14 protein-coding genes are annotated in these 21721 nt (G+C 48.4%); 9 read left to right on the top strand and 5 right to left on the bottom strand.

Features of this window, described 5'->3' with window-relative positions; genetic code table 11:
- The first annotated feature begins 162 nt into the window (after positions 1–162).
- The 4 genes from EZE20_RS16920 (at position 163) to EZE20_RS16905 (ending at position 7300) form a co-directional block, all read left to right on the top strand.
- Complete coding sequence (locus EZE20_RS16920) at positions 163–900, top strand: hypothetical protein (protein WP_132119821.1); 738 nt, start codon at positions 163–165, stop codon at positions 898–900.
- On the top strand, positions 897–3644 hold the full coding sequence (locus tag EZE20_RS16915) for a TonB-dependent receptor (RefSeq protein ID WP_132119819.1): 2748 nt from the start codon (positions 897–899) through the stop codon (positions 3642–3644). Before EZE20_RS16920 ends, EZE20_RS16915 begins: the two co-directional genes overlap by 4 nt.
- 40 nt (positions 3645–3684) lie before the next feature.
- Positions 3685–4803 carry a DUF4249 domain-containing protein gene (locus EZE20_RS16910; RefSeq protein WP_165933500.1) on the top strand — a complete coding sequence of 373 codons (1119 nt, stop codon included), beginning with the start codon at positions 3685–3687 and terminating at the stop codon, positions 4801–4803.
- 103 nt (positions 4804–4906) lie between these two features.
- Positions 4907–7300: a hypothetical protein gene (locus tag EZE20_RS16905; protein WP_132119815.1), complete on the top strand. Its 2394-nt coding sequence runs from the start codon at positions 4907–4909 to the stop codon at positions 7298–7300.
- Positions 7301–7899: 599 nt separating this feature from the next.
- Here EZE20_RS16905 and EZE20_RS16900 read toward each other — a convergent pair.
- Entirely contained in the window at positions 7900–10476 is a 2577-nt protein-coding gene (locus EZE20_RS16900) for a TonB-dependent receptor domain-containing protein (protein WP_132119813.1), read from the bottom strand.
- Positions 10477–10872: 396 nt separating this feature from the next.
- Between EZE20_RS16900 and EZE20_RS16895 the strand changes: the two genes are divergently transcribed.
- From EZE20_RS16895 to EZE20_RS16885, 3 genes are read left to right on the top strand one after another with little or no spacing between them, the layout of a single operon-like run.
- The gene (locus tag EZE20_RS16895; protein ID WP_132119811.1) at positions 10873–11946 is read left to right on the top strand and encodes a sensor histidine kinase; all 1074 of its coding nucleotides are present in this window, start codon (positions 10873–10875) and stop codon (positions 11944–11946) included.
- Complete coding sequence (locus EZE20_RS16890; protein WP_132119948.1) at positions 11946–12701, top strand: LytR/AlgR family response regulator transcription factor; 756 nt, start codon at positions 11946–11948, stop codon at positions 12699–12701. Before EZE20_RS16895 ends, EZE20_RS16890 begins: the two co-directional genes overlap by 1 nt.
- A 53-nt stretch (positions 12702–12754) precedes the next feature.
- Positions 12755–13942 carry a class I SAM-dependent methyltransferase gene (locus EZE20_RS16885; RefSeq protein WP_132119809.1) on the top strand — a complete coding sequence of 396 codons (1188 nt, stop codon included), beginning with the start codon at positions 12755–12757 and terminating at the stop codon, positions 13940–13942.
- A 382-nt stretch (positions 13943–14324) separates the two neighbouring features.
- Here EZE20_RS16885 and EZE20_RS16880 read toward each other — a convergent pair whose 3' ends face one another.
- Both EZE20_RS16880 and uvrA read right to left on the bottom strand, forming a co-directional pair.
- Positions 14325–14912, bottom strand: coding sequence for an OmpW family outer membrane protein (locus EZE20_RS16880; protein ID WP_132119807.1), 588 nt, complete (start codon positions 14910–14912; stop codon positions 14325–14327).
- Positions 14913–15046: 134 nt separating this feature from the next.
- Positions 15047–17884, bottom strand: a complete 2838-nt coding sequence (gene uvrA / locus EZE20_RS16875; protein ID WP_132119805.1) for an excinuclease ABC subunit UvrA — start codon at positions 17882–17884, stop codon at positions 15047–15049.
- 167 nt (positions 17885–18051) lie between these two features.
- On the opposite strand from uvrA, the gene EZE20_RS16870 reads away from it, so the two are divergent.
- Positions 18052–18288: a hypothetical protein gene (locus EZE20_RS16870; RefSeq protein ID WP_132119803.1), complete on the top strand. Its 237-nt coding sequence runs from the start codon at positions 18052–18054 to the stop codon at positions 18286–18288.
- Positions 18289–18494: 206 nt separating this feature from the next.
- On the top strand, positions 18495–19922 hold the full coding sequence (locus EZE20_RS16865; protein WP_132119801.1) for an alpha-L-fucosidase: 1428 nt from the start codon (positions 18495–18497) through the stop codon (positions 19920–19922).
- Here the strand turns inward: EZE20_RS16865 and EZE20_RS16860 are convergent, their stop codons facing one another.
- Complete coding sequence (locus tag EZE20_RS16860) at positions 19923–20537, bottom strand: IMPACT family protein (RefSeq protein ID WP_132119799.1); 615 nt, start codon at positions 20535–20537, stop codon at positions 19923–19925.
- Positions 20527–21714, bottom strand: a complete 1188-nt coding sequence (locus EZE20_RS16855; protein ID WP_132119797.1) for an MFS transporter — start codon at positions 21712–21714, stop codon at positions 20527–20529. Before EZE20_RS16855 ends, EZE20_RS16860 begins: the two co-directional genes overlap by 11 nt.
- Positions 21715–21721: the final 7 nt, after the last annotated feature.

Here is a 21721-nt window from a genome sequence, read left to right as displayed (position 1 = left end):
TAAGGAGAGAGTTCTATCCAAATTTATTTTCCTGAATCTGACATAATCAGGAAGTAATCTGCCACAGATTTATGCTTTCCGAAGTACCCATTCGTATACAGCTTTCATAAAAGTTTTGTAGTTTAGTATCCGACTGTAAACTTATCAATATTTCGTGTCAAGATGCGTCTAGTTTTCATTGGTTTAGCGCTGGCAGCAACTGTCGGTTTGCCCGGCTTTGGGCAGCAGCGTGTTTCTCCGTCAGATCCGGTCCCCTCGGGTCGAGTGTATGCACAGGCGCTTTATGACTCCGCTGTGGTCGAAACGCAGCATTTATACAACGGACCGCAGTATTTTATCTATGCCTCCCGCGAAAAAGAGCATCAGTTTTTGGGCTCACGCGAGTGGCAAATGGGTTCTGTTCGGTATGATGGTCAGCAGTTTGATTCCATTCCGATTTTGTTTGATATAGCCCTGGATCAGGTAGTGATCAACTACGTCAAAGGCTTTGGGCAGGTGCGGCTACAAAATGAAAAAATCGACTATTTTACCCTTCCCGGTCATCGGTTCGTGCGGGTTGTGGCCGGGCAGGATTCTTTCCCCGGTCTGCGCAGCACGGGCTTTTACGATGTGGTATATGGCGGGCCTACCCGGCTGTTGGTCAGGCGTATAAAGGAGAGACAGGAGCGGATTGAAGAAACCAGAGTTCTGGCAGAGTTTCCCTACAAAGAGTTTTTTTATGTCTATCACCAGAATTCTTTCCATATCATTCGTTCCAAAAAAGCTTTGCTCACTTTATTGGGAGATCAGAAAAAAGCGCTTAAAAAGTTTAGCCGTGAAAATCATTTAAAATTCAAAAAGAATCGGGAAGCTGCCCTGTTGGCCACGGTAGCGCACTACGATCAACTCACACGCCTATGAGCCACAGTCGTTTACTTTTTTTGACCTTGCTGTGTTTCCTGAAAATTCAGGCCGGATGGGCCCAAACCCCAACCACCATCAGCGGGCAGTTTTCGGACATTACCTTCCGCGACTTTGTGCGCGTGGTTGAAGCCCAAAGTCCCTATTACTTTTACTACGATGCGCAGCAGCTCGACAGCCTGCGCATTACGCTTCGGGCAGACAACCAACCGCTTCGGGAGGTGTTGGGACAGGTTTTTAGAGATACCGAATTTACCTATGCCGTAGACGATCAGAACCGGGTGTTTATCACCAAAGGACAGGCCATAATTACGCGCCTGCCGGGAAATTCGTCCACACAGGAGGTTGCCGTATATGAACCACCGGGACAGGATGAGCAGGAGAAACTGCTTTCCTCAGCCGAAAATAAACTATATGACATCGGCCCACGCAAAATACGAATCGCACCCGGCAACTCTACGGTCTCGGGCTACGTGCGCAATGCCGTGACGGGTGAGCCCGTGATTGGCGCGGCGGTCTACATCGAAACGCCGCAAGTTGGGGTGACGACCGACGCTCTTGGCTACTATGCGCTCACGATTCCGCGCGGAAAACAACGGCTGCGCGTGAAAAGCGTAGGCATGCGTGAAACCTATCGGCAGGTGATGCTCTACTCGGATGGAAAGCTGGATATTGATATTATTGAAAGTGTCACGGCCCTGAAAGAGGTATCCGTTAAAGCGGGGCGGGACGTCAACGTAGCCGGAACCCAAATGGGGCAGGTGAAGCTAACTATCGCCACCATGAAGCAAGTGCCTACGGCGCTGGGCGAAACCGATTTGCTGCGTACCGTACTGACTCTGCCGGGAATAAAATCGGTGGGTGAAAACAGCGTGGGACTAAACGTTCGGGGCGGGTCAGCCGACCAAAACCTGATTTTGCTTAACGATGCAACGGTTTATAATCCTTCCCATTTGTTTGGTTTTTTCTCCGCTTTTAATCCGGATATTTTAAAAGATGTGGAATTGTATAAAAGTACCATTCCGTCCCGTTTTGGGGGCAGGCTTTCGTCCGTGCTCGACATCAGTACGCGCGATGGCAACAAAAAGAAGTACGTAGCTTCGGGTGGTATCGGGCTCATCACGGGCCGCCTGACGCTGGAAGGGCCGATTATTAAAGACAAAACGTCGTTTCTGATTGGCGGTCGCTCGACTTACTCCAACTGGCTGCTGAAACGGCTCGATAACGCATCGTACAACCAAAGTACAGCGTCGTTTTATGATGTAAATGCGCATCTGAGCCACGAAATCAACGAAAGAAACAGCGTGTACGCCACGGGCTATCAGAGCAACGATCAGTTCCGGTTGTTTGGTGATACACTCTATTCCTACAAAAATCAGTTTGCGTCGCTCAAATGGAAGCATACATTTTCTCCCAAATTATACAGTACGTTTTCGGCCGCATATAGCAACTATTCCTACGCGCTGGAAAGTGAGCAATCAGAAATTAACTCGTTTGATTTGCGGTTTGGAGTGGCACAGTCCAGTTTTAAAGCCGAATTCAGCTATTTATTACACGCCAAACATACCCTTGATTTTGGCGTAAACTCGGTATATTACCAGCTTTCGCCAGGCTCCTTTCAGCCAAAGGGACCGGAGTCGCTCATTGTGCCCGACAAGCTTGAAGACGAACAAGCGCTGGAAACGGCCGTATACATAGAAGATCGGTTTGAGGTCAATCAGCGGCTCCTGATAACAGCCGGTTTGCGGTTTTCTATGTTTAATTATTTGGGGCCAAAAACGGTCTACACCTACGTTCCGGGATTCCCGATTGATAAACTTTACGCCCTCGGTTCAGAACAATATGCCGCAGGCAAGAACATTAAAAACTACGGCGGCCCCGAGTACCGTCTGTCGGCTCGTTACATGTTGCGAGGCGACTTGTCGCTGAAAGTAAGCTATAACACGCTGCGGCAGTATATTCACCTGCTATCGAACACGATGGTTGCTTCGCCTACTGACATCTGGAAACTGAGCGATACCTACATCAAACCCCAAACCGGTGATCAGTTGGCCGTAGGGCTGTATCGCAACCTCCGGGGTAATCAGATTGAGCTGTCGATTGAAGGCTACTACAAAAACATCAACAATTTTCTGGATTACAAAGGCGGCGACTCGCTCATCATGAACCACCGCATCGAAACGGCCGTCATTGCCACGCAGGGCAAAGCCTATGGTGTAGAAATTCTGGCAAAAAAAATGACCGGAAAATTTAACGGATGGGTCAGCTATACTTACTCTCGCTCGCTGCTTCGGGCGCTGGACCGCAGCTCGCAGGATGCGCCAAACGACGGAAATTATTACCCAAGCAACTACGACAAACCGCACGATTTTACGGCCATCAGCAACTACAAGTTTAGCCACCGGTTTAGCGTGTCGCTCAATTTTACGTATAGTACCGGACGCCCCTACACGCCGCCCATTGGCAAGTACGTGATTGACGGTGCCCAACGCATTTACTACGCCTCCCGCAATCAGTTCAGGATTCCGGACTATTACCGGGTAGATGCCTCCATGAATATTGAGGGAAACCATAAAGTACGCAAGATGGCGCATAGTTCGTGGACGCTTGCGGTGTATAATTTGCTGGGGCGCCGAAATGCCACGTCGGTTTATTTTCAAACTCAGGACGGCATGATCAACGGCTACAAGCTTTCGATTTTTGGTCAGCCCATTCCAACCATTACCTACAATTTCAGATTCTAAGTAGATGTATTCAATGATTCAGTTCCTGAAACTATATGGCATGAAACAGAAACCCAATCTGTTATTTTTGCTTCTGTTACTTTTTACGGAAAGTTGCATAGAACCCTTTACCCCGCCAGAAATCACCGGCGCCCGGCAGTACCTCGTTGTCGATGGGTTTTTAAATACGAGCCCTAACCAGGAAAGTCAGTTTCGGCTGACACGCACGCAGACGATTGCCGAAACGGGCCAACCGATGCCTGAATCTCGTGCCCGACTCTTTGTGGAAGGTGATGCCGGGAGCCGGTTTACGTTATCAGAAACCGCGAATGGGCTGTATATCCTTCCGCCCATTGCGGCCAAAGACAATGAAAAATACCGTATCCATATTCTTACTCAGGATGGCAACGAATATTATTCGAGCTATGAACCGATCATCCGAACGCCTGCAATCGATAGCCTTACGTACGAAGTGCGTGAAGATAGAAGCGGAGTGCAGATAAATATCAACACCCACGACCCGCGCAACGCTACCCGTTTTTACCGCTGGAATTTTGAAGAAACCTGGCAGTATTATTCTGATATGTACTCGCCGGTCGAATATATAAATGGGGCGGTTGTGGGGCGGTTGCAGGACATAAGTACGTGCTGGAGCTTTGCTAAATCGTCACGCATTGTACTGGGAACGTCCGTAAAGTTGAGTCAGGATATTATTAAAGATCAGCCAATTACGTATGTTGCAGCGGCTACCGGGAAACTAAAAGTAAAGTACAGCGTGCTGGTGCGGCAGTATGGGCTTTCGCAGGAAGAATATGAATACTGGACTACCCTCGCCAAAACTACCGAAGGGACGGGCACACTCTTTGACCCACAGCCTTCGCAGGTGCGGGGCAACATTATGTGTGTGAGCGATCCATCGGCGTTGGTTTTTGGGTATTTCAGCGCTTCCACCCAGCAGGAAGAGCGGCTGTTTGTGGCCGAAAGTTTAGGCCGCTATGCGACCTCCTGCGCACCCGTAGATACACTCTCGCTGGGTGAGTTGGCTGAATCTTTTGATAAAATTTCAGAAGAATATATTCCGACCGGCTCCACCCAAACACTGTACGTGATGGCGTTTGAATCCTGCGTGGATTGCCGCCTGAGAGGAGGCACTACGGTGCGGCCGCCTTTCTGGCGTTGATGCGTTTTGGAAAGAATCGTGTTAAAAAATATTGTATATATCTTATAATCAAGATATTTATTTAGAATATTTGAAATATTCCCAACCGTGGAAAAGTTTTTTTATGACCTATAAAAAACAAAAAATACAGAGCTTATTTCTGCTTGGCGGGCTGTGTGTTTTTACATCATTGGCCACCAAAGCGCAGGTTACTTCCGTCGGAACAAAGGCAGAGCTAGCGGCACATTCGACCAAAACCTACGCAGAAAAAATATTTGTCCATTCCGACCGGCCTTTGTACGTGGTGGGCGAAACCATGTGGTGTAAACTCTATGCGCTGGATGTGCACAGCAATCGCCCTGCCGATGTACTTAGTAAAATTGCTTATCTGGAACTGCTGGACGCAGAGGGGAATTCCGTAGTGCAGGCCAAAGTAACGCTAGATCAGGGACACGGAAACGGCTCTATGCTGCTGCCGGTTTCGTTGCCTACGGGTACCTATGTGCTCAGAAGCTACACCAACTGGATGAAGAATTTCAGCCCGGAGTTCTTTTTTGAAAGCGCCCTTACCATTCTCAATCCGTTTGAGCAATTTCCTCCGTCTTCCCCTGAGCGTGTGCAGGCGAGTCAGGACGTGCAGTTTTTTCCCGAAGGCGGACAGTTGGCCGGAAATGTATTGAATCGAATTGCTTTTCGGGCAACAGACGGGCAGGGGAAAGGAATTGCCTTTCAGGGAATGTTGCTCAATGATGCACAGGATACGCTCCTTCGGTTTGAACCCCGGCAGTTTGGCATCGGCAGTTTTGAATTTACTCCCACCGCCAACGAAACCTACCGCGCCGTAATCCGTACCGCCAATGGACAAACGTCTACTTACTCACTCCCGACGGTGCTCCCGCAGGGCTATGCCGTGCAGCTCAAAGATTCTACGAGTCAGTGGTTGCGGTTTCGGGTGCTTACAAAGGCTCCGGTTGCAACGCTTCATTTGCTGGCACATCATGGGGCATCGGTGTATTCGAGCGAGGTACGGCAGGGAGAGGCTATTTTTTTATTGGATAAATCCACCCTTCGTGAGGGCATAAATCACCTGACACTTTTTGACCAAAACGCACGACCCGTGGCCGAACGGCTATATTTCAAACCTCCGGCCAAAACCTTGCCTGTGCGTGCTGCGGTTAATAAAAATACGTTTGAAAGCCGGGAAAAAGTACAACTCAGTGTGAACACCACCGGGCAGTCTTCTGCAACTATGTCGGTAGCGGTATACCTGACCGATTCCCTGCATCATCCTCAACCACAACGCATTGAAAGCTACCTGCTGCTTACATCGGATCTGAAAGGAACCGTAGAGTCTCCCGATTGGTATTTTGAAAAAACGGGTCCGGAAGCAAAAGAATCGCTTGACCACCTGATGCTTACCCACGGATGGAGCCGATTCAGGCCGCAGGCAGAGGATGTTTCAAAACCTGCTTTTGCACATCTTCCCGAATATGGCGGGCATTTTCTGGAAGGCAAAGTTACGAATACCATTTCCGGCCAACCCGAACCTTATACCAACGTGTACCTTGCAGCGCCTGATACACAGGCAAGGCTCTTTGTGGCGCAGGCCGATAGTGTGGGGGCTTTTCGTTTTGAGGTAAAAAAACTTCGGGATTCCAAAGAGATTATTTTACAGACCAATCTGCGGGAAGACAGCACGCACCGCATCGAATTGAAAAGTCCATATACCGACAAGCGCTCAATGCGCCCAGTTCCTCAACTGACACTTAGCACAGAGCAGGCGGCATTGTTGCTCAACAGAAGTATCAATATGCAGACGCTCAATGCCTTTGCACCTGCGGCAGTACGTAAGGAAGAGCTTTTTGAAAAAGACAGTCTTGGGTTTTATGGCAAACCCGACGAGAAATATTTTCTGGATGCCTACACCCGTTTTCCAACGATGGAAGAGGTCATGCGGGAGTATGTTCCGGGCGTTTTTGTTCGCAAACGAGACAAGAAATTTCACTTTTATGTGATTGATAAAATCAATCAGCCTTCGGCACTTTTTACACAGGATCCGTTGATTTTGCTGGATGGAGTACCCATTTTTGATACTGATAAAATCATGGAAATGGACCCCTTAAAAATCAAAAAGCTGGAAGTAATTGATGCCCGCTATTACCTGGGACATTTGTCGTTTTCAGGAATCGTGAGCTACTCTACCTACAAAGGCGACATGGCGGGCTTTCCGCTCGACCCGCGGGCGTTGGTGCTTTCGTATTCGTTTGAGCAATCGCCCAAAGAGTTTTATTCGCCCCGCTACGACAGTGCCCTGCGGAAAAGCAGCCGTCTGCCCGATTTTCGCAACCTTCTTTTTTGGGCACCCACGCTTACGACCGACGCACAAGGCAAGCAGCAGGTAGAGTTTTTTACGTCTGATCAACCCGGAACGTATCAGGTAGTTATTCAGGGAGTAACCCCCGAAGGCGTGCCGGGAAGCCAACAATTGACTTTTGACGTGAAGCCGCTGAATAATTAGGTTTTTCATTGATAGATCAAAAGTCAAAAACTTCCTGCCCTCAGCCCTGAAAGGGCGCAATTTGTCAGCACAGGGTGCAGCCCTGTGAATCTGAATAATTAGGTTTTTTATTGATAGATCAAAAGTCAAAAACTTCCTGCCCTCAGCCCTGAAAGGGCGCAATTTGCAAGTACAGGGTGCAGCCCTGTGAATCTGAATAATTAGGTTTTTCATTGATAGATCAAAAGTCAAAAACTTCCTGCCCTCAGGCGTAATTTGCAAGCACAGGTTGCAGCCCTGTGAATCTGAATAATTAGGTTTTTTATTGATAGATCAAAAGTCAAAAACTTCCTGCCCTCAGCCCTGAAAGGGCGCAATTTGCCAGCACAGGGTGCAGCCCTGTGAATCTGAATAATTAGGTTTTTTATTGATAGATCAAAAGTCAAAAACTTCCTGCCCTCAGCCCTGAAAGGGCGCAATTTGCAAGCACAGGTTGCAGCCCTGTGAATCTGAAAAATTTGAATGTAAAAATGTGAAACAGGTTTCAAACAATAAATAACATCAAAAAAAACGGCCAAACTGAATCAGGTTGGCCGTTTTTCAACATATAGATTAGGGGTTTATTTTCCTCGGGGGCGTCCACCTCCTGCGGCAGGGGCGGCTTGCTGCGGCTGACCGCCGCCATCGCCACCACCACCATCTCCACCGCTCTTCACGTCGTCGTTATTGACGCTCTTGCGGCGACGGCGGGGCTGCTCATCAAAGCTCATTTTACCTAGCTTATAAGAGAAGTTGATCCGCACGCCACGATTATATAGATTGTTGATGTTCGTTTGTGTAAAGTTGGGTGTGTCCAAAATGGTTTCTACCCTAAACGCCTTTGCCAGGAAGTTCTCTGCACCAATACCCACGCTACCGCGCTTATTGGCAAAATCTTTCTTGGCGCCCAGGCTATAAAACGCAAAGCCCGTTTGGGTGCCCTGCAGCTGTACATCCCGGCCACGGATAAACCCAAAGCCCTGCAGACCCCAGCCATTTTTGATAGTCAGGTTGGTAAAAATCCGTCCGGAAATTACCATACCGGAGTTCGTCGTACCAAGAGCTGTGTTTCCGCTATTGTTCGAGAGGTACGCGTAGTACGTATCCAATCCACCGCCAAGCTGCCATTTGGAAAAGAGCGTTACGTTACCAAAGAGGTTGAGGCCGTAGTTTTGTTTTTGGCCAATGTTGCCGTACGTAGTTGTAATCACGCCCTGCTCGTCGGTAGAGCGAATGCTCTCGATGGAGTTATTGGTATTCCGGGCAAATAACGAAAGATTCAGATATACCGACTTTTTAAACCAACTCGTGCTCAGCTCGTACTGATCGGTCAGTTCGGGTGCAAGGTTTGGATTACCTACCGTGATATTTTGTGGGTTAGCTGCGTTGATGTTTGGGTTCAGGAATTGAATCCCCGGACGCTGCAAGCGACGATTGTAGCCCAGTTTAACGGTTTTTCCACCTTTAAATGTTTTTGAAATATTTACGCTTGGAACCAAATTGCCGTAATCAGGAATGGCAAGATCAGCTTCTCCCTGATTGGCCATGATCGTAGTATATTCATAGCGGCTACCGATTTTGAACGAGTATTTATTTTTTGTAGAAAAGGTGTAGGACAAATACGTAGCGGCTACATTCTGATCGTAGTTAAGCTCGTTGGCGGGCCGTGGCGTAGCAATCGTGCTAAAATAGGTAAAATCGCTATTTACTTCCCGGAAAATCCCCTTCGCACCAAACTCAATCATCTGCGTTTTTTTGATCGGCGACTGATAGTCAAGCTGAATCGTACTTTCCTGATTGTAGCTGCCGTTGCGGTTGCCTTCCTGACCCAGAAGTTCCAGGGAGGTAGAAGAACTGAACAAATCAGCGTCGAAATCATTGGTGCGGTTATTCCGGCTAAACTGCGACAGAATGCTGAACTCCTGCTGTGGCTTTTTCAACTGACGGGTGTAGTCAATGTTTACGTCAACGGTTCCGGATAAGTCCGTCACTGTAACATCCCGGAATGAATTTGTAGCAGGATTATTTCCAAACGAACTGATCGTTGAAATTGACTGCGTATTATTCTGATTGCGCACGCCATAGCGTACACTTGCTGTCACAAATGACTTCTCAGTAATATCATAATCCCAGCCCAAATTGTAGGAGCCAAAACCGCCGGTGTTGAGTGATTCGGTTGTTTGCCGGGTAGAAAACGGACTGCCATTTCTATTTCCTTCCTGAATATTTTCTCCTTTACCAATGACATTGTACGTAGCGCGGCCAAATCCACCAAGATTAAAACCCATCTTGCCGGTCCGGTAACTTCCGCGCAGGCCGAGGTTGGAGCCTCGGTTGCCTACTCCTGTGTTCAGGTCAAGCGTAGCGCCCTGAAGCGTATTCTTTTTGGTAATAATGTTGATGATCCCGGCAGTACCTTCGGCATCATACTTGGCAGAAGGCGAGGTGATTACCTCAACCGATTTGATCATATCCGCCGGGATTTGCTTTAACGCATCAGCCACGCTGTTTGCCAGAATTGTGGACGGCTTGTTGTTAATCAATACCCTTACGTTTGAGCTACCGCGTAGCGATACATTTCCGTCCAAATCCACGCTGAGCATCGGCACTTTGCGCATGACCTCCGTTGCGTCGCCGCCTTTGCTGGCAATGTCCTTTTCGGCATTATAAACCAGGCGGTCAACCCGTTCCTCGATCATTTCGGCCTGTCCAACCACGTTAACTGCGTTCAGTTGCACCACATCGGGAATTAGCACCACTTCGCCGAGTTCAATCGTGGCACGACGGCCAATGCTTACTTTTTTTACCTGTTTTCCTTTATACCCAATAAAAGAAATGAGTAAATTGTAATCGCCTTCTGCGATTTTGGTCAGCGAAAAATTGCCTTTGTCGTCGGTCGTTGTTCCGTCGATTGGCTTGTTACTTTTAATTTCTACCAGCGAAATCGCAGCAAACTCAATGGGTTGTTTGGACACAGAGTCAACCAACGTTCCACTGATTTTTCCATTTCCGCGGGCTACGTCGTCGGCTGTGCCCGGAATTACTGCCGGTTGCTGCGAAGGCCGTCCACCGCCACCACCCGGGAAGGTCGGGATTTGAGCCCATGCCTGAGCAGCGAAGAAGGTGAGTAAAAATAAAAGTAGATAATGCTTTTTCATGGCTAATATTTATTGGAGTATTTAAACAAGTAAAAGAGTTTGAAACAAAAGCTAAATCCTAAAAATGTACAAAATTAGTTTTCTGCCGTTGCATGACTCAGATACTACTCCAAAATAACAACCTTTGTTGACAACAAAAGAAGCACAATAGACAGGAACATTGTTCATATAGACTAAACCCCTTTTTTGACCGATAAACCTGGAAAGATTTGGAAATTAAAGTGTATCAATAAGTTAATAGATAAATCAGGGCAGTTCGTCGATATAAAATACGTATTCGTCTATTGAAAGTAAATCTTTAAAAAGTACTATGTAGTCTTGTTGGTGCCGATTGACGTATAGGGATGTTTTTTTGATTTTTTTACGCGTACTTAACCACCTGTCGGTACTATACCTATGGAATCACTTTCATCACGCCGCTTCATGCCCTGGGTTATTCAGGCCCTGGTTTGGTCACTGCTTGGGGCAATTCTTTTGCTGTGGCAACCACTAACCTGGCGTATCACCATTCCGATGCAGTTTTGGGTTAAGCAGGCGGTATTGTTTGGAATGCTGCTTGCTATATTTTATGTCAATACGCAGGTGTGGGTTCCCAGGCTGCTGTTTATGAACCGAACCGGCAAGTTTATCCTTTATAATATGGTCGCTGTTATTACCGTAGCAGTGCTCGTGCAGAAAGTAGAACAGCTGATTGGCCTTCGTGAAAGCATGGAAAACGCCTTTAAGGCGGTTAGAAATACGGGCGTCATGAGGCGCGAAGATTGGTTCGACTATTTTTCCTTACTCACCGCTCTGATGGTCATTGGTATCAGCACAAGCTTCGCGGTAGTTCAGAAATGGCAGCATGATGTGGAACTTCGACAAAAACTGGAACGGGCAAAAATCGACTCCGAACTTTCGTTTCTAAAAGCGCAGATTAACCCGCATTTTTTCTTCAATACGCTTAATAATATTTACGCCCTGACGGTGATTGACGTGGAGGCCTCCCGGGAGGCCCTGCACAAATTGTCGCGCATGATGCGCTACGTACTCTATGATTCGCAGCAGGGTACCGTGCAGCTGAGTCAGGAAATAGCCTTTGCGCAGGATTACATCAAACTTATGCAGCTGCGGCTGACCGATAAAGTGACGGTGCTGCTGACCCCGCCACACCCGATGAACGACGTGCCGATTGCGCCGATGCTGTTTTTACCATTTATCGAAAATGCCTTCAAGCACGGAGTGAGTGCCACGCAGCCGAGCCGCATCGAAATTCTGATCAGGCAGGATGGTGGGAAAATTTATGTGGAAGTACGTAACACGCTATTTTCTGATAAAAAATCAGTCAATCTGGAAGAAAGCAACGGCATTGGGCTCGTCAATACGCGCCGCCGCCTCGATCTGCTTTACCCCGGACGCTACGCACTCGACGTGCAGGAAAATCGGGCAGAGAGTGAATACAGTGTTCATCTGGAATTACAAGCCGTATGATAACTTTAAACTGCCTGGCCGTCGACGATGAGCCGCTTGCTCTCGGGCTCGTGTGTGCATTTATCGAAAAAACCCCTTTCTTAAAGCTTACGGGACGTTTTTCCAGTGCCGTGGAAGCCTTGCAGGGCTTGCACACGCAGCAGGTAGATGTACTTTTTCTGGATATTCAAATGCCGGACCTGACGGGTCTTGAACTGGCGCGGGTGCTCGAAAAATCAGGCGCGCAGGGGCAGGGCCCGCGTATTATTTTTACAACGGCCTTCAATCATTTTGCCCTGGAAGGGTTTCGGGTAGATGCGCTTGATTATTTGCTCAAACCCTTCAATTACGAGGAATTCCTGCGGTCTGCCACAAAAGCGCTGACGTATTTTGAGCTCATTCACAAAGCCGAAACGCCCATGGTTCAGCAAGCACCTCAGACCCAGCCAATCAGAGAAGACTATCTATTTTTGAAAGTCGAATATCAGCTTATCCGGGTAGCTTACAGCGATATTCTGTACATTGAAGGGTTAAAAGATTACGTAAAAGTACATCTCCTGAATGAGAGCAAACCATTGCTTTCGCTCACGAGCCTGAAAGCGCTGGAAGAAAAGCTGCCTGCTGAGCGCTTCATGCGTGTGCATCGCTCGTTTATCGTTAATCTTGAAAAAATAGGAGCAATCGCCCGCAACAATATTCAAATCGGCAGCGCCCACGTGCCCATTGGTGATCAGTATAAGGATGTGTTTTCGGACTACGTGAGCCGTTGGACCTAGCGCAACCGAATGTTTTGAAGGAATCGGCTGTTACTATCCGAAACCACCAATCTATGACCGCAGAAATTACCCGCGATTTTATCTCCCATGTTCAGGAAAGTCTGGCCAACGGCTTGTTTATAAAAGCTAACTTTGGTGATTATAAAGGTCCGGAAGAAGAGCTGAAAAGCCTGTATATCAAAAAAATAGTTGTCAAAAAACAGGAAAAACTCTCGTTTCTGTATCGCTACAAACGGAAGGATGTTACCAAAAATTATTCACCCGAAGAAGCTCTGCTGCTCCTGCAAACGCTGCTGACAGTCAATGGATTTCGGTTTGGGCATTTGTTTACACTGCATCAGGACGTAGTCGTTCAGTACTCCAAAGGCCGTTTTGGGCTGCGGCACGAGAAGCCGTCCGTTACCGAATTGCCATCACTGGAACATGACAAACAGAAGCCTCGTAAAATTGAAGCGCAGGGCAAGTCGTACCTGTACCAATTGGGCCTAACGGATGCGCAGGGGACGGTCTACAAACAGGGGCAGGACAAGTACCGGCAGATCAATCACTACATCGAAATTTTGAGCAATTTGCTCCAAAATTTACCCGCTCGCCCGCTCACGACAATTGTGGACATGGGGGCTGGAAAGGGCTATCTCACCTTTGCCCTGTACGATTACCTGACGCACACGTTACTAAAAAATACGCAGGTGACCGGTGTAGAGTTCCGAAAAGAACTGGTTGGTTTTTGTAACAGCGTAGCCGTAGAATCGGGGTTCAGCGGGCTGAAATTTGCAGAAGGAACCATCGAAAATTATGTTTCTCCGGAGCAAATACACGTGCTGATTGCCCTGCATGCCTGCGACACGGCAACGGACGAAGCCATTTTTCAGGGCATTCGGGCAGACGCTGATCTGATTGTTGTGGCGCCCTGCTGTCATAAACAGATTCGACGCGAAATGGAAAAACACCGGGCGTCGTCAGATCTGGATTTTTTGACAAAACATGGCATTTTTCTGGAACGACAGGCCGAAATGGTGACGGATGGAATCCGTTCGCTGATCCTGGAATATTATGGCTATTCAACGCGTGTCATGGAGTTTATTTCGGATGCTCACACGCCCAAAAATGTACTCATTGTTGGAGAAAAACGCCGTGGTACTTCGCCCGATCGTGAAGCAATTCGTCGAAAAATAGACGCTTCCAAACACTTTTTTGGAATTGGCTACCATCATCTCGAACGGCTTTTGGGGCTGGTTTAGCCAATTTGACCGCATCACTCAGGAACCGTATTGGTCAGGCGACTGATAAAGAAAGAATTAGCGGTTGTGGGTTTAAATTGGTATCTTTCCTAAAAACCAATTACGATCATGGCAAAAGAGAAATCTCCGCAAAAAGGAGAAAAGAAAAAGGCTGAGAAGAATCTGAAGGAGAAAAGAGCCGATAAAAAAGCGAAGAAAAACAGCCCATCGCACGACTAGGTGCTTTACAGATTCATTACTTATGGCCGGACGTTTCTTATCCGGTTCAGCCCGTTTTACTGCAATCTGAAAGTCAAACTTTCAAATTGCAGTAAAACGGGCTGAAAATTATGTAATCTGAAAGTTTGCCCGACTTTTTTGGCTTACTCTTTTTTACATAGACCTACCTGATTCGGAAACTTACCCCAACCTGAACCGAGGTAGCACCCCCTTTGAATTTTAACTCCGTAGCGGCCTGCCTCTCCACCAGGGCGTGAATCCTCCAGCGATCTCCCAATCGGTACTGAACACCTGCGCCGAGGCTGAAACGGCCGTAGTCTGTGGTGATCGTTCGGGTGGGAAAGGGAAGGCTACTGCTGCTGAAATCATACGTATAAACCCTATATCTCCCATAAGTGTATCCTGCCTGACCATACAGAGAAAATCGATTGGTTTTCAGGAAATGGTATTGCGTAGCTATTCCCGCTCCAAGGTATTGAGGCCTTTTCAAATCCTCTCTTAGATATTCCTGTTGCTTATCCAATCCATGCACTTCATACTGACCTTCCAGCTGAACGGCCCATCGGTCTTTGATAAAATATTGAATATAAGGCCTTGTGCGAACGGTAGTACCCGAATAATCGCCAAAACCTGTACCAAAGCCCACGCCAACCTGTATTTCACCTTTGTTTAGCCAGGGAGTTGGTGTGGAAGATTGTGCAAATGTGTTTCCTGCCATCAGGAATAGTGCAAGGATCAGATAGTTTTTCATACATATTGTGGTTAATGAAAAAAGTAAGAACTTCAATTATTAACCAAGAGTAACTATTAGAAAGAAAAGTTGCAAAAGGGGGGTGAAGATTTTTTAGTTCATTAATTCTGATAACTTCTCAAAAGCAGATTTTTCTATCCCAGCTCCAGCTTCAAAAAATGCCCGGTGTAGCTGCCTTTTACCTGCGCTACTTTTTCGGGGGTGCCTTCGGCGATAATCTTGCCGCCAAGCCCGCCGCCTTCGGGACCGAGATCAACGACATAATCTGATACCTTGATAACGTCGAGGTTATGTTCAATAATCAAAACCGTATTGCCTTTATCGACGAGTTTTTGCAGCACTACCAGCAAATGCCGGATGTCCTGAAAATGCAGACCTGTGGTAGGTTCATCCAGAATATAGAGCGTTTTTCCGGTATCCCGTTTGGATAGTTCTTCGGATAGTTTCACGCGTTGTGCTTCACCGCCCGAAAGCGTAGTGGCGTGCTGACCAAGAGTGATATACCCCAGCCCTACATCGTGCAACGTTTGTACTTTACGCAGGATTCGGGGTTGATTTTCAAAAAAATCCAGGGCAGTTTCTACCGTCATATCCAGAATATCAGCCACTGATTTTCCTTTAAAACGTACTTCCAGGGTTTCGCGGTTGAAGCGTTTTCCCTTGCAGGTTTCGCAATTGATATGGACATCGGGCAGAAAATCCATTTCAATTTTTTTCATCCCTGCTCCCTCGCAGTCTTCGCAGCGACCACCTTTGACATTAAAACTAAAACGCCCCGGCTTGTAGCCCCGGATTTTGGATTCGGGGAGTTCGGCAAAAAGCGTGCGGATGTCTGTAAACAGGTTGGTATATGTCGCCGGATTAGAACGTGGCGTACGGCCAATTGGCGACTGATCTACCTCAATAACCTTGTCGAGATGTTCGAGGCCTTCAATGCTTTTATACGCAAGCGGTTCGCGGCGGGAGCGATAAAAATGCTGATTGAGCAGCGGAAACAGGGTTTCATGAATCAGCGAAGATTTGCCGCTACCACTTACACCCGTAATGCAAACCATGGCACCCAACGGAAATTTGAGCGTCACATTTTTGAGGTTGTGGCCAGTGCAACCTTTCAGGTGCAGGAAATTTCCGTTGCCTTTGCGCCGCTGAGCAGGCGGAATAATGCCTTGCCGACCGCTGAGGTAATCGGCTGTGGTGGAGCCATTTTTCAAAAACTCCTCGGGCGTGCCTTGTCCTACAATGTGTCCGCCGTGGCGTCCGGCACCGGGGCCAATATCCACGATATAATCCGAAGCCAGCATCATGTCTTTGTCGTGCTCCACCACGAGTACGGTATTGCCCAGATCCCGGAGGTTTTTGAGGGAATTGATCAGCCGGACATTGTCGCGCTGATGCAGACCAATGCTCGGTTCGTCCATGATGTATAGCACACCCGTCAGCTGCGTGCCGATTTGGGTAGCAAGCCGAATGCGCTGCGCTTCCCCGCCCGACAGCGTACGCAGCGCACGGTTAAGAGTCAGATAATCAAGACCTACGTCGAGTAAAAAACCGACCCGTTTTCGAATCTCTTTCAGTACTTCGTGCGCAATGACCCGCTGCCGGTTTTCAAGGCGATCTTCCAGACCTACGAGCCAGTTGGCCAGCTCGCGGATGTCCATTTCGGCCAGCGTGGCAATATTATTTCCGTCAATTTTTATGTGTAAAGATTCTTTGCGCAGCCTCCCGCCTTCGCATTCGGGACAGGTGCGAATCACCATAAAATCTTTGAGCCAATCCTGAATTTTTTCGGTCCCGTTTTCCTGTTGCCTTTTTAGGAAATTAATAATTCCGTCAAACTTAGTATCCCATTCCGTGCCGGGATATTTCTTGGAAGGTACCGGTACGGGCTCGTCGCTGCCATACAGCACGAGGTGAAGCGCTTCGGGTGGAAACTTTTCGATAGGCGTACTGAGACTTACCTTGTGTTTTTTGAGCAAGACTTCCAGCTGCTTAAAAATCCAGGCTTCGCGGTACTCGCCCATCGGCGCAATCCCGCCCCGGCTGATACTCAGGCTGCGGTCGGGAATGATCGATTCTTCGGTGATTTCTTCCACCAATCCAAGCCCCTGACAACCCGGGCACCAGCCATAGGGAGAGTTGAAAGAGAAACTATTGGGCGCCGGGTCGTCGTAGCTAATGCCCGACTCGGGGTCCATTAGATTTTGGGAAAAATAGTTGGTTTCGCCCGCCTGATCCAGAATCATCATCGCTCCTTTGCCTTGTTTGATGGCCGTCGCTACCGACTGACTCAAACGAAAACGTTCTTCGGCTTTGGGAATGACGCGGTCTACCACAATCTCAATATCGTGCACCTTGTAGCGGTCGAGCTGCATTTTGGGTTCAATTTCCTGCACCTCGCCGTCTACCCGTACTTTGTTGTAGCCCAGGCGGGCAATCTGCACAAAAAGCTCCCGGTAATGCCCTTTGCGGCCCTTGACAACGGGAGCAAGCAAGCTGATTTTCTGCCCCGAAAATTGACTAAGCAATTGATCAATAATCTGATCCTGAGATTGCTTGACCATGGGCCGGCCCGTAACGTAGGAGTAAGCCGTGCCGGCACGCGCATACAGCAGGCGCAGGAAGTCGTAGATTTCCGTAACGGTGCCTACCGTTGAGCGCGGATTGCGGGACGTAGTTTTTTGTTCGATGCTAATCACGGGCGACAACCCGCTGATTTTGTCCACATCGGGCCGCTCCATTTCACCGATAAATCCCCGGGCGTAGCTCGAAAAGCTTTCCATGTAGCGCCGCTGTCCTTCGGCATAAATGGTATCAAAAGCCAGCGAAGACTTACCGCTGCCGCTGATGCCGGTCACTACTACCAACTTGTTGCGGGGAATAGTGACGTCAATATTTTTGAGATTATGCTCCCGGGCACCCTGTACTTCGATGGAATCGTAGCCCGTGAGGTCGGTTGTATTGGTTGATTTCAAGGGGGAAAATTTGGCTAGTACTGTATCTGAATAGTAACCCCAAAGATAGGGGATAGGTTCGGGAAGAAAGAGGATTGATCAGGGCAAAGGGACATCTGAACAATTGCCTGGTACGAATGTTTTTGTGAAAAATTGAGACATATTTTCATACTAAACGATTTTTACTCATGCTCAAAAATCCAAATATAGTAGCATTGGCTGCCACAGCCTATTTGTTGATTTACATTCTGGTAATTGCGCTGGGTTTGTCAAATAACCTGGCCCTGGGGATGTTCATGTTTTCGCCGGTGATTATGATCGGACTTGTGTATTCGGTGTTGCGGCACGGAAAAGCCTCCGGGCGTACGTTTGACGAATACTTTTATGATGACGCGGATATTCGCTCTGACAAACTTCGGAAGTGAGGGGGGGTAAAGATCTTGATTAAACTTCCTCAAAAATCTGAAGCTCGATTAGCTTCACCTGCTTTCATATTCAGGTAAATTAAAATAGAATGGCTTTGGTGCTTCAAGGCAGTTAGTTTTTCTTAATGATTAATTTTTTTAATATACTTGCGTACATTAGAAAATTAATTTAAAAAGAAACTTCGTAGTAGCTAGCTCATCAGACCATGAAAAAATATATTGTACTCCTTCTCCTTCTGGGAATTGCCCGGATGACTCAGGCGCAACAGCATGCCGAACAAGACCATTCAAGGTATGTGCCACCCACCGACGAGCAGGTAAAAGCCAAACTAAGTCATTGGCAGGATGTAAAGTTTGGGCTGCTGATGCACTGGGGCACGTATAGTCAGTGGGGCATTGTGGAGTCGTGGTCGCTATGCCCCGAAGATGAAGGCTGGTGCGAGCGCCGGGGGCCGCATGCGCATAATTGGTACGAGTACAAGAAGAACTACGAGGCGCTGCAAACGACCTTTAACCCCACCCGCTTTGCGCCTGAAAAATGGGCAGAAGCAGCGAAGGGAGCAGGGATGAAGTATGTGGTTTTTACGACCAAGCATCACGATGGTTTCTGTATGTTTGATACCAAACAGACTGACTATAAGATCACTGGTGCAAAATCTCCGTTTGCCGATAATCCGCGCAGCAATGTTACGAAGGAGATTTTGGCTGCTTTCAGAGACAAGGGGTTGTTTATGACGGGGACTTATTTTTCCAAGCCCGATTGGAACGTCGATTCGTATTGGTGGCCGTATTTTCCACCCAAAGACCGGAACTCGTCGTATGACCCCAAAAAGTACCCGGATATGTGGAAAAAATTTCAGGACTTTACCTACAATCAGATTGAAGAACTCATGACGGGCTACGGGTCGGTGGATATTTTGTGGCTCGATGGCGGATGGGTTCGTCCCTATAACACCATTGATCCGGCCATCAGCTGGCAAAAATCGATTCCTTACGAGCAGGATATTGACATGGCGCGCATTGCCAAAATGGCCCGCAGCCATCAGCCGGGTTTGCTGGTAGTAGACCGGACGGTAACGGGGGAGTTTGAAAATTATGTGACTCCTGAACAGCAGATTCCGGATCAGTACATGCCCATTCCGTGGGAGTCGTGCATGACGATGGGTAGTTCGTGGTCGTATGTTCCGAAGGAGAATTTTAAATCGGCGCATCAACTGGTACATACGCTCGTTGATATTGTGGCCAAAGGCGGAAACTTACTGCTCAATATTGCACCCGGGCCCGACGGCGAGTGGCACAACGAAGCCTACGATCGCTTGCGGGAAGTTGGAGTTTGGATGGATCGTAACGGGGAATCTATTTATGAAACGCGGCCTTTGGCACCCTATCGTCAGGGGAAATGGGCTTTTACCCAAAAAGGAAAGACGCGCTACGCAACTTACCTGGCAGAAGCCGGGGAGACGCTACCAACGCGCCTGAAACCGGATGGCCTCTCGCTGCCCGAAAAAGCCCGCGTCATGCTACTCGGCCCGGAGAAAAAATGTCCGGTTAAAAACGGTTTTATTGAAGTCTCCGCCAAAACAGCGCAGGCCGTCGGGTCGTCGTATGCGTATGTATTTCGGATTGAAGAATAATCAGACCGTGTGTAAATACTTTACTTCGGCGTGCCGAATTGCTTCCAAAGCTGGTACGACCTGATTGAGCTGCGTTTTTCGGACCCGCACCAGCAGTTTACACGTCATGGCAAAGTCCTGCTCCTGCACATCGAGGGCGTAGCTTTTGACGACGCGCATGACCTCGTTCATGGTTTCATACGGAAACAGGATTTGATATATATCGCATACATAATGAGTGGTCACGGTGGCCTGACTGAGTGCTTCTTCGGTAGCAGTTTTGTACGCATTGATCAGCCCCGGCACGCCCAAAAGTGTGCCGCCAAAGTACCGCACAACTACGACCAGCAGGTTTGTCAGATCGCGTGAATAGAGCGTGTTCAGAATGGGCCGCCCGGCGGTGCCCGAAGGCTCGCCGTCGTCGTTGGCCCGGAAGTGGTTGCGGTCGGGCCCAAGGCGGTAGGCATAGCAATGATGCACGGCCTTCGGGTGTTGTTCGCGCAGGTTCAGCAGCAGAGGTTTTGTGTCTTCTTCGGATCGTATGGGGTAGGCAAAAGCCAGAAATTTACTGCCGCGGTCTTTAAAAAAACCTTCGACGGGTGCCTCAATCGTCTGGTAAGAATCGTCAAACAACATGGGCGGTTTTTCTTTTAACTTTTAAAATAAACAAAGCATATACCAAAGCGGCCAAAGCAAAAAGCGCCATCACGACAAATGCCAGCGGCATGCGGGTCATGGTGTTGGCAAAGATAGCCGCCGACAAAAACGCCCCAATGCCAATGCCTGCTTCCATCGAAATATACATAGTGGCCATTGCCCGTCCCCGGTTGTTCTCATCGCTCAGGTCGACGGTCCAGGCGGTGAGAATTGGCGATAAAATACCCGTGGCAAATCCAAAAAATACGGCTCCCGTAAAGAAAAGTACCTGCGAAGTTGCAAATGCCGTCACAAGCATAGCCACAATCAGGTTGGCACACCCCACCACAGTGCCTTCTACCCGTCCGTAGCGGTCGGAGACTTTGCCCGCCACCAGCCGGATCAGCAGGGAAGTAAGCGTAAATACCAGAAAATACAGGCCGTGATTATGAAGGCCCAGGGCGTCGCTAAAATCCGGAATGAGCGTAAGGACTCCACCAAAACTAAAATAGGTCAGAAATACAACGAGCGAAGGCGACACCACGCGAGGTTCAAAAATATCCTGACGCGTAATGCGGAACGCATCCCAGGAAAGTTTCTCTTTCTTCGGAAGCGTCTCTTTCATATTGATCAAAATGGCAATGGACAAAAACGCCACAAACGAAGAGCTATAAAAGAGTGCATCAATAGAAAACGCCTTTGCCACCCAACTACCGATTGCCGGCCCGAGAGCTGCACCAACGCTGACGCTCATGCCATACACGCCCAACGCTTCTCCGCGCCGATGCGCCGGCACAATGTCGGCAATGTAGGCCGCTGTGCCTGTGGGCTTGAAACCCGTTGAGAAGCCGTGGCCCAGGCGTAACAGCAGAAAAGGAACAACTGTGATGAAAACCGGATATAAAAACCCGCACACAAAACATACCAACGAGCCAAAAGCCATAACCGGCACCCGCCCGATGCGGTCGGTGAGGCGGCCGCTAAATGGCCGGGAAAGCCCTGCTGTGACAGTGAATAAACTAATAATCAGCCCTTTGTACTCGGCACCGCCCATGTCGGTGAGGTAGGCGGGAAGCTCAGGAATGAGCATGTTGAAACTGGCAAAAAACAGAAAGGAACTGAGACTCAGCAGCCAGAATTGCAGCGTAAAAATGCGGGTGGGTACAGGTAGTTGCATGCCGCAA

Origin of the sequence: Arundinibacter roseus (assembly GCF_004348825.1) — a bacterium.
GTDB classification, from domain to species: Bacteria; Bacteroidota; Bacteroidia; order Cytophagales; family Spirosomataceae; genus Arundinibacter; species Arundinibacter roseus.
This window is presented reverse-complemented; position numbering and strand designations above follow the sequence as displayed.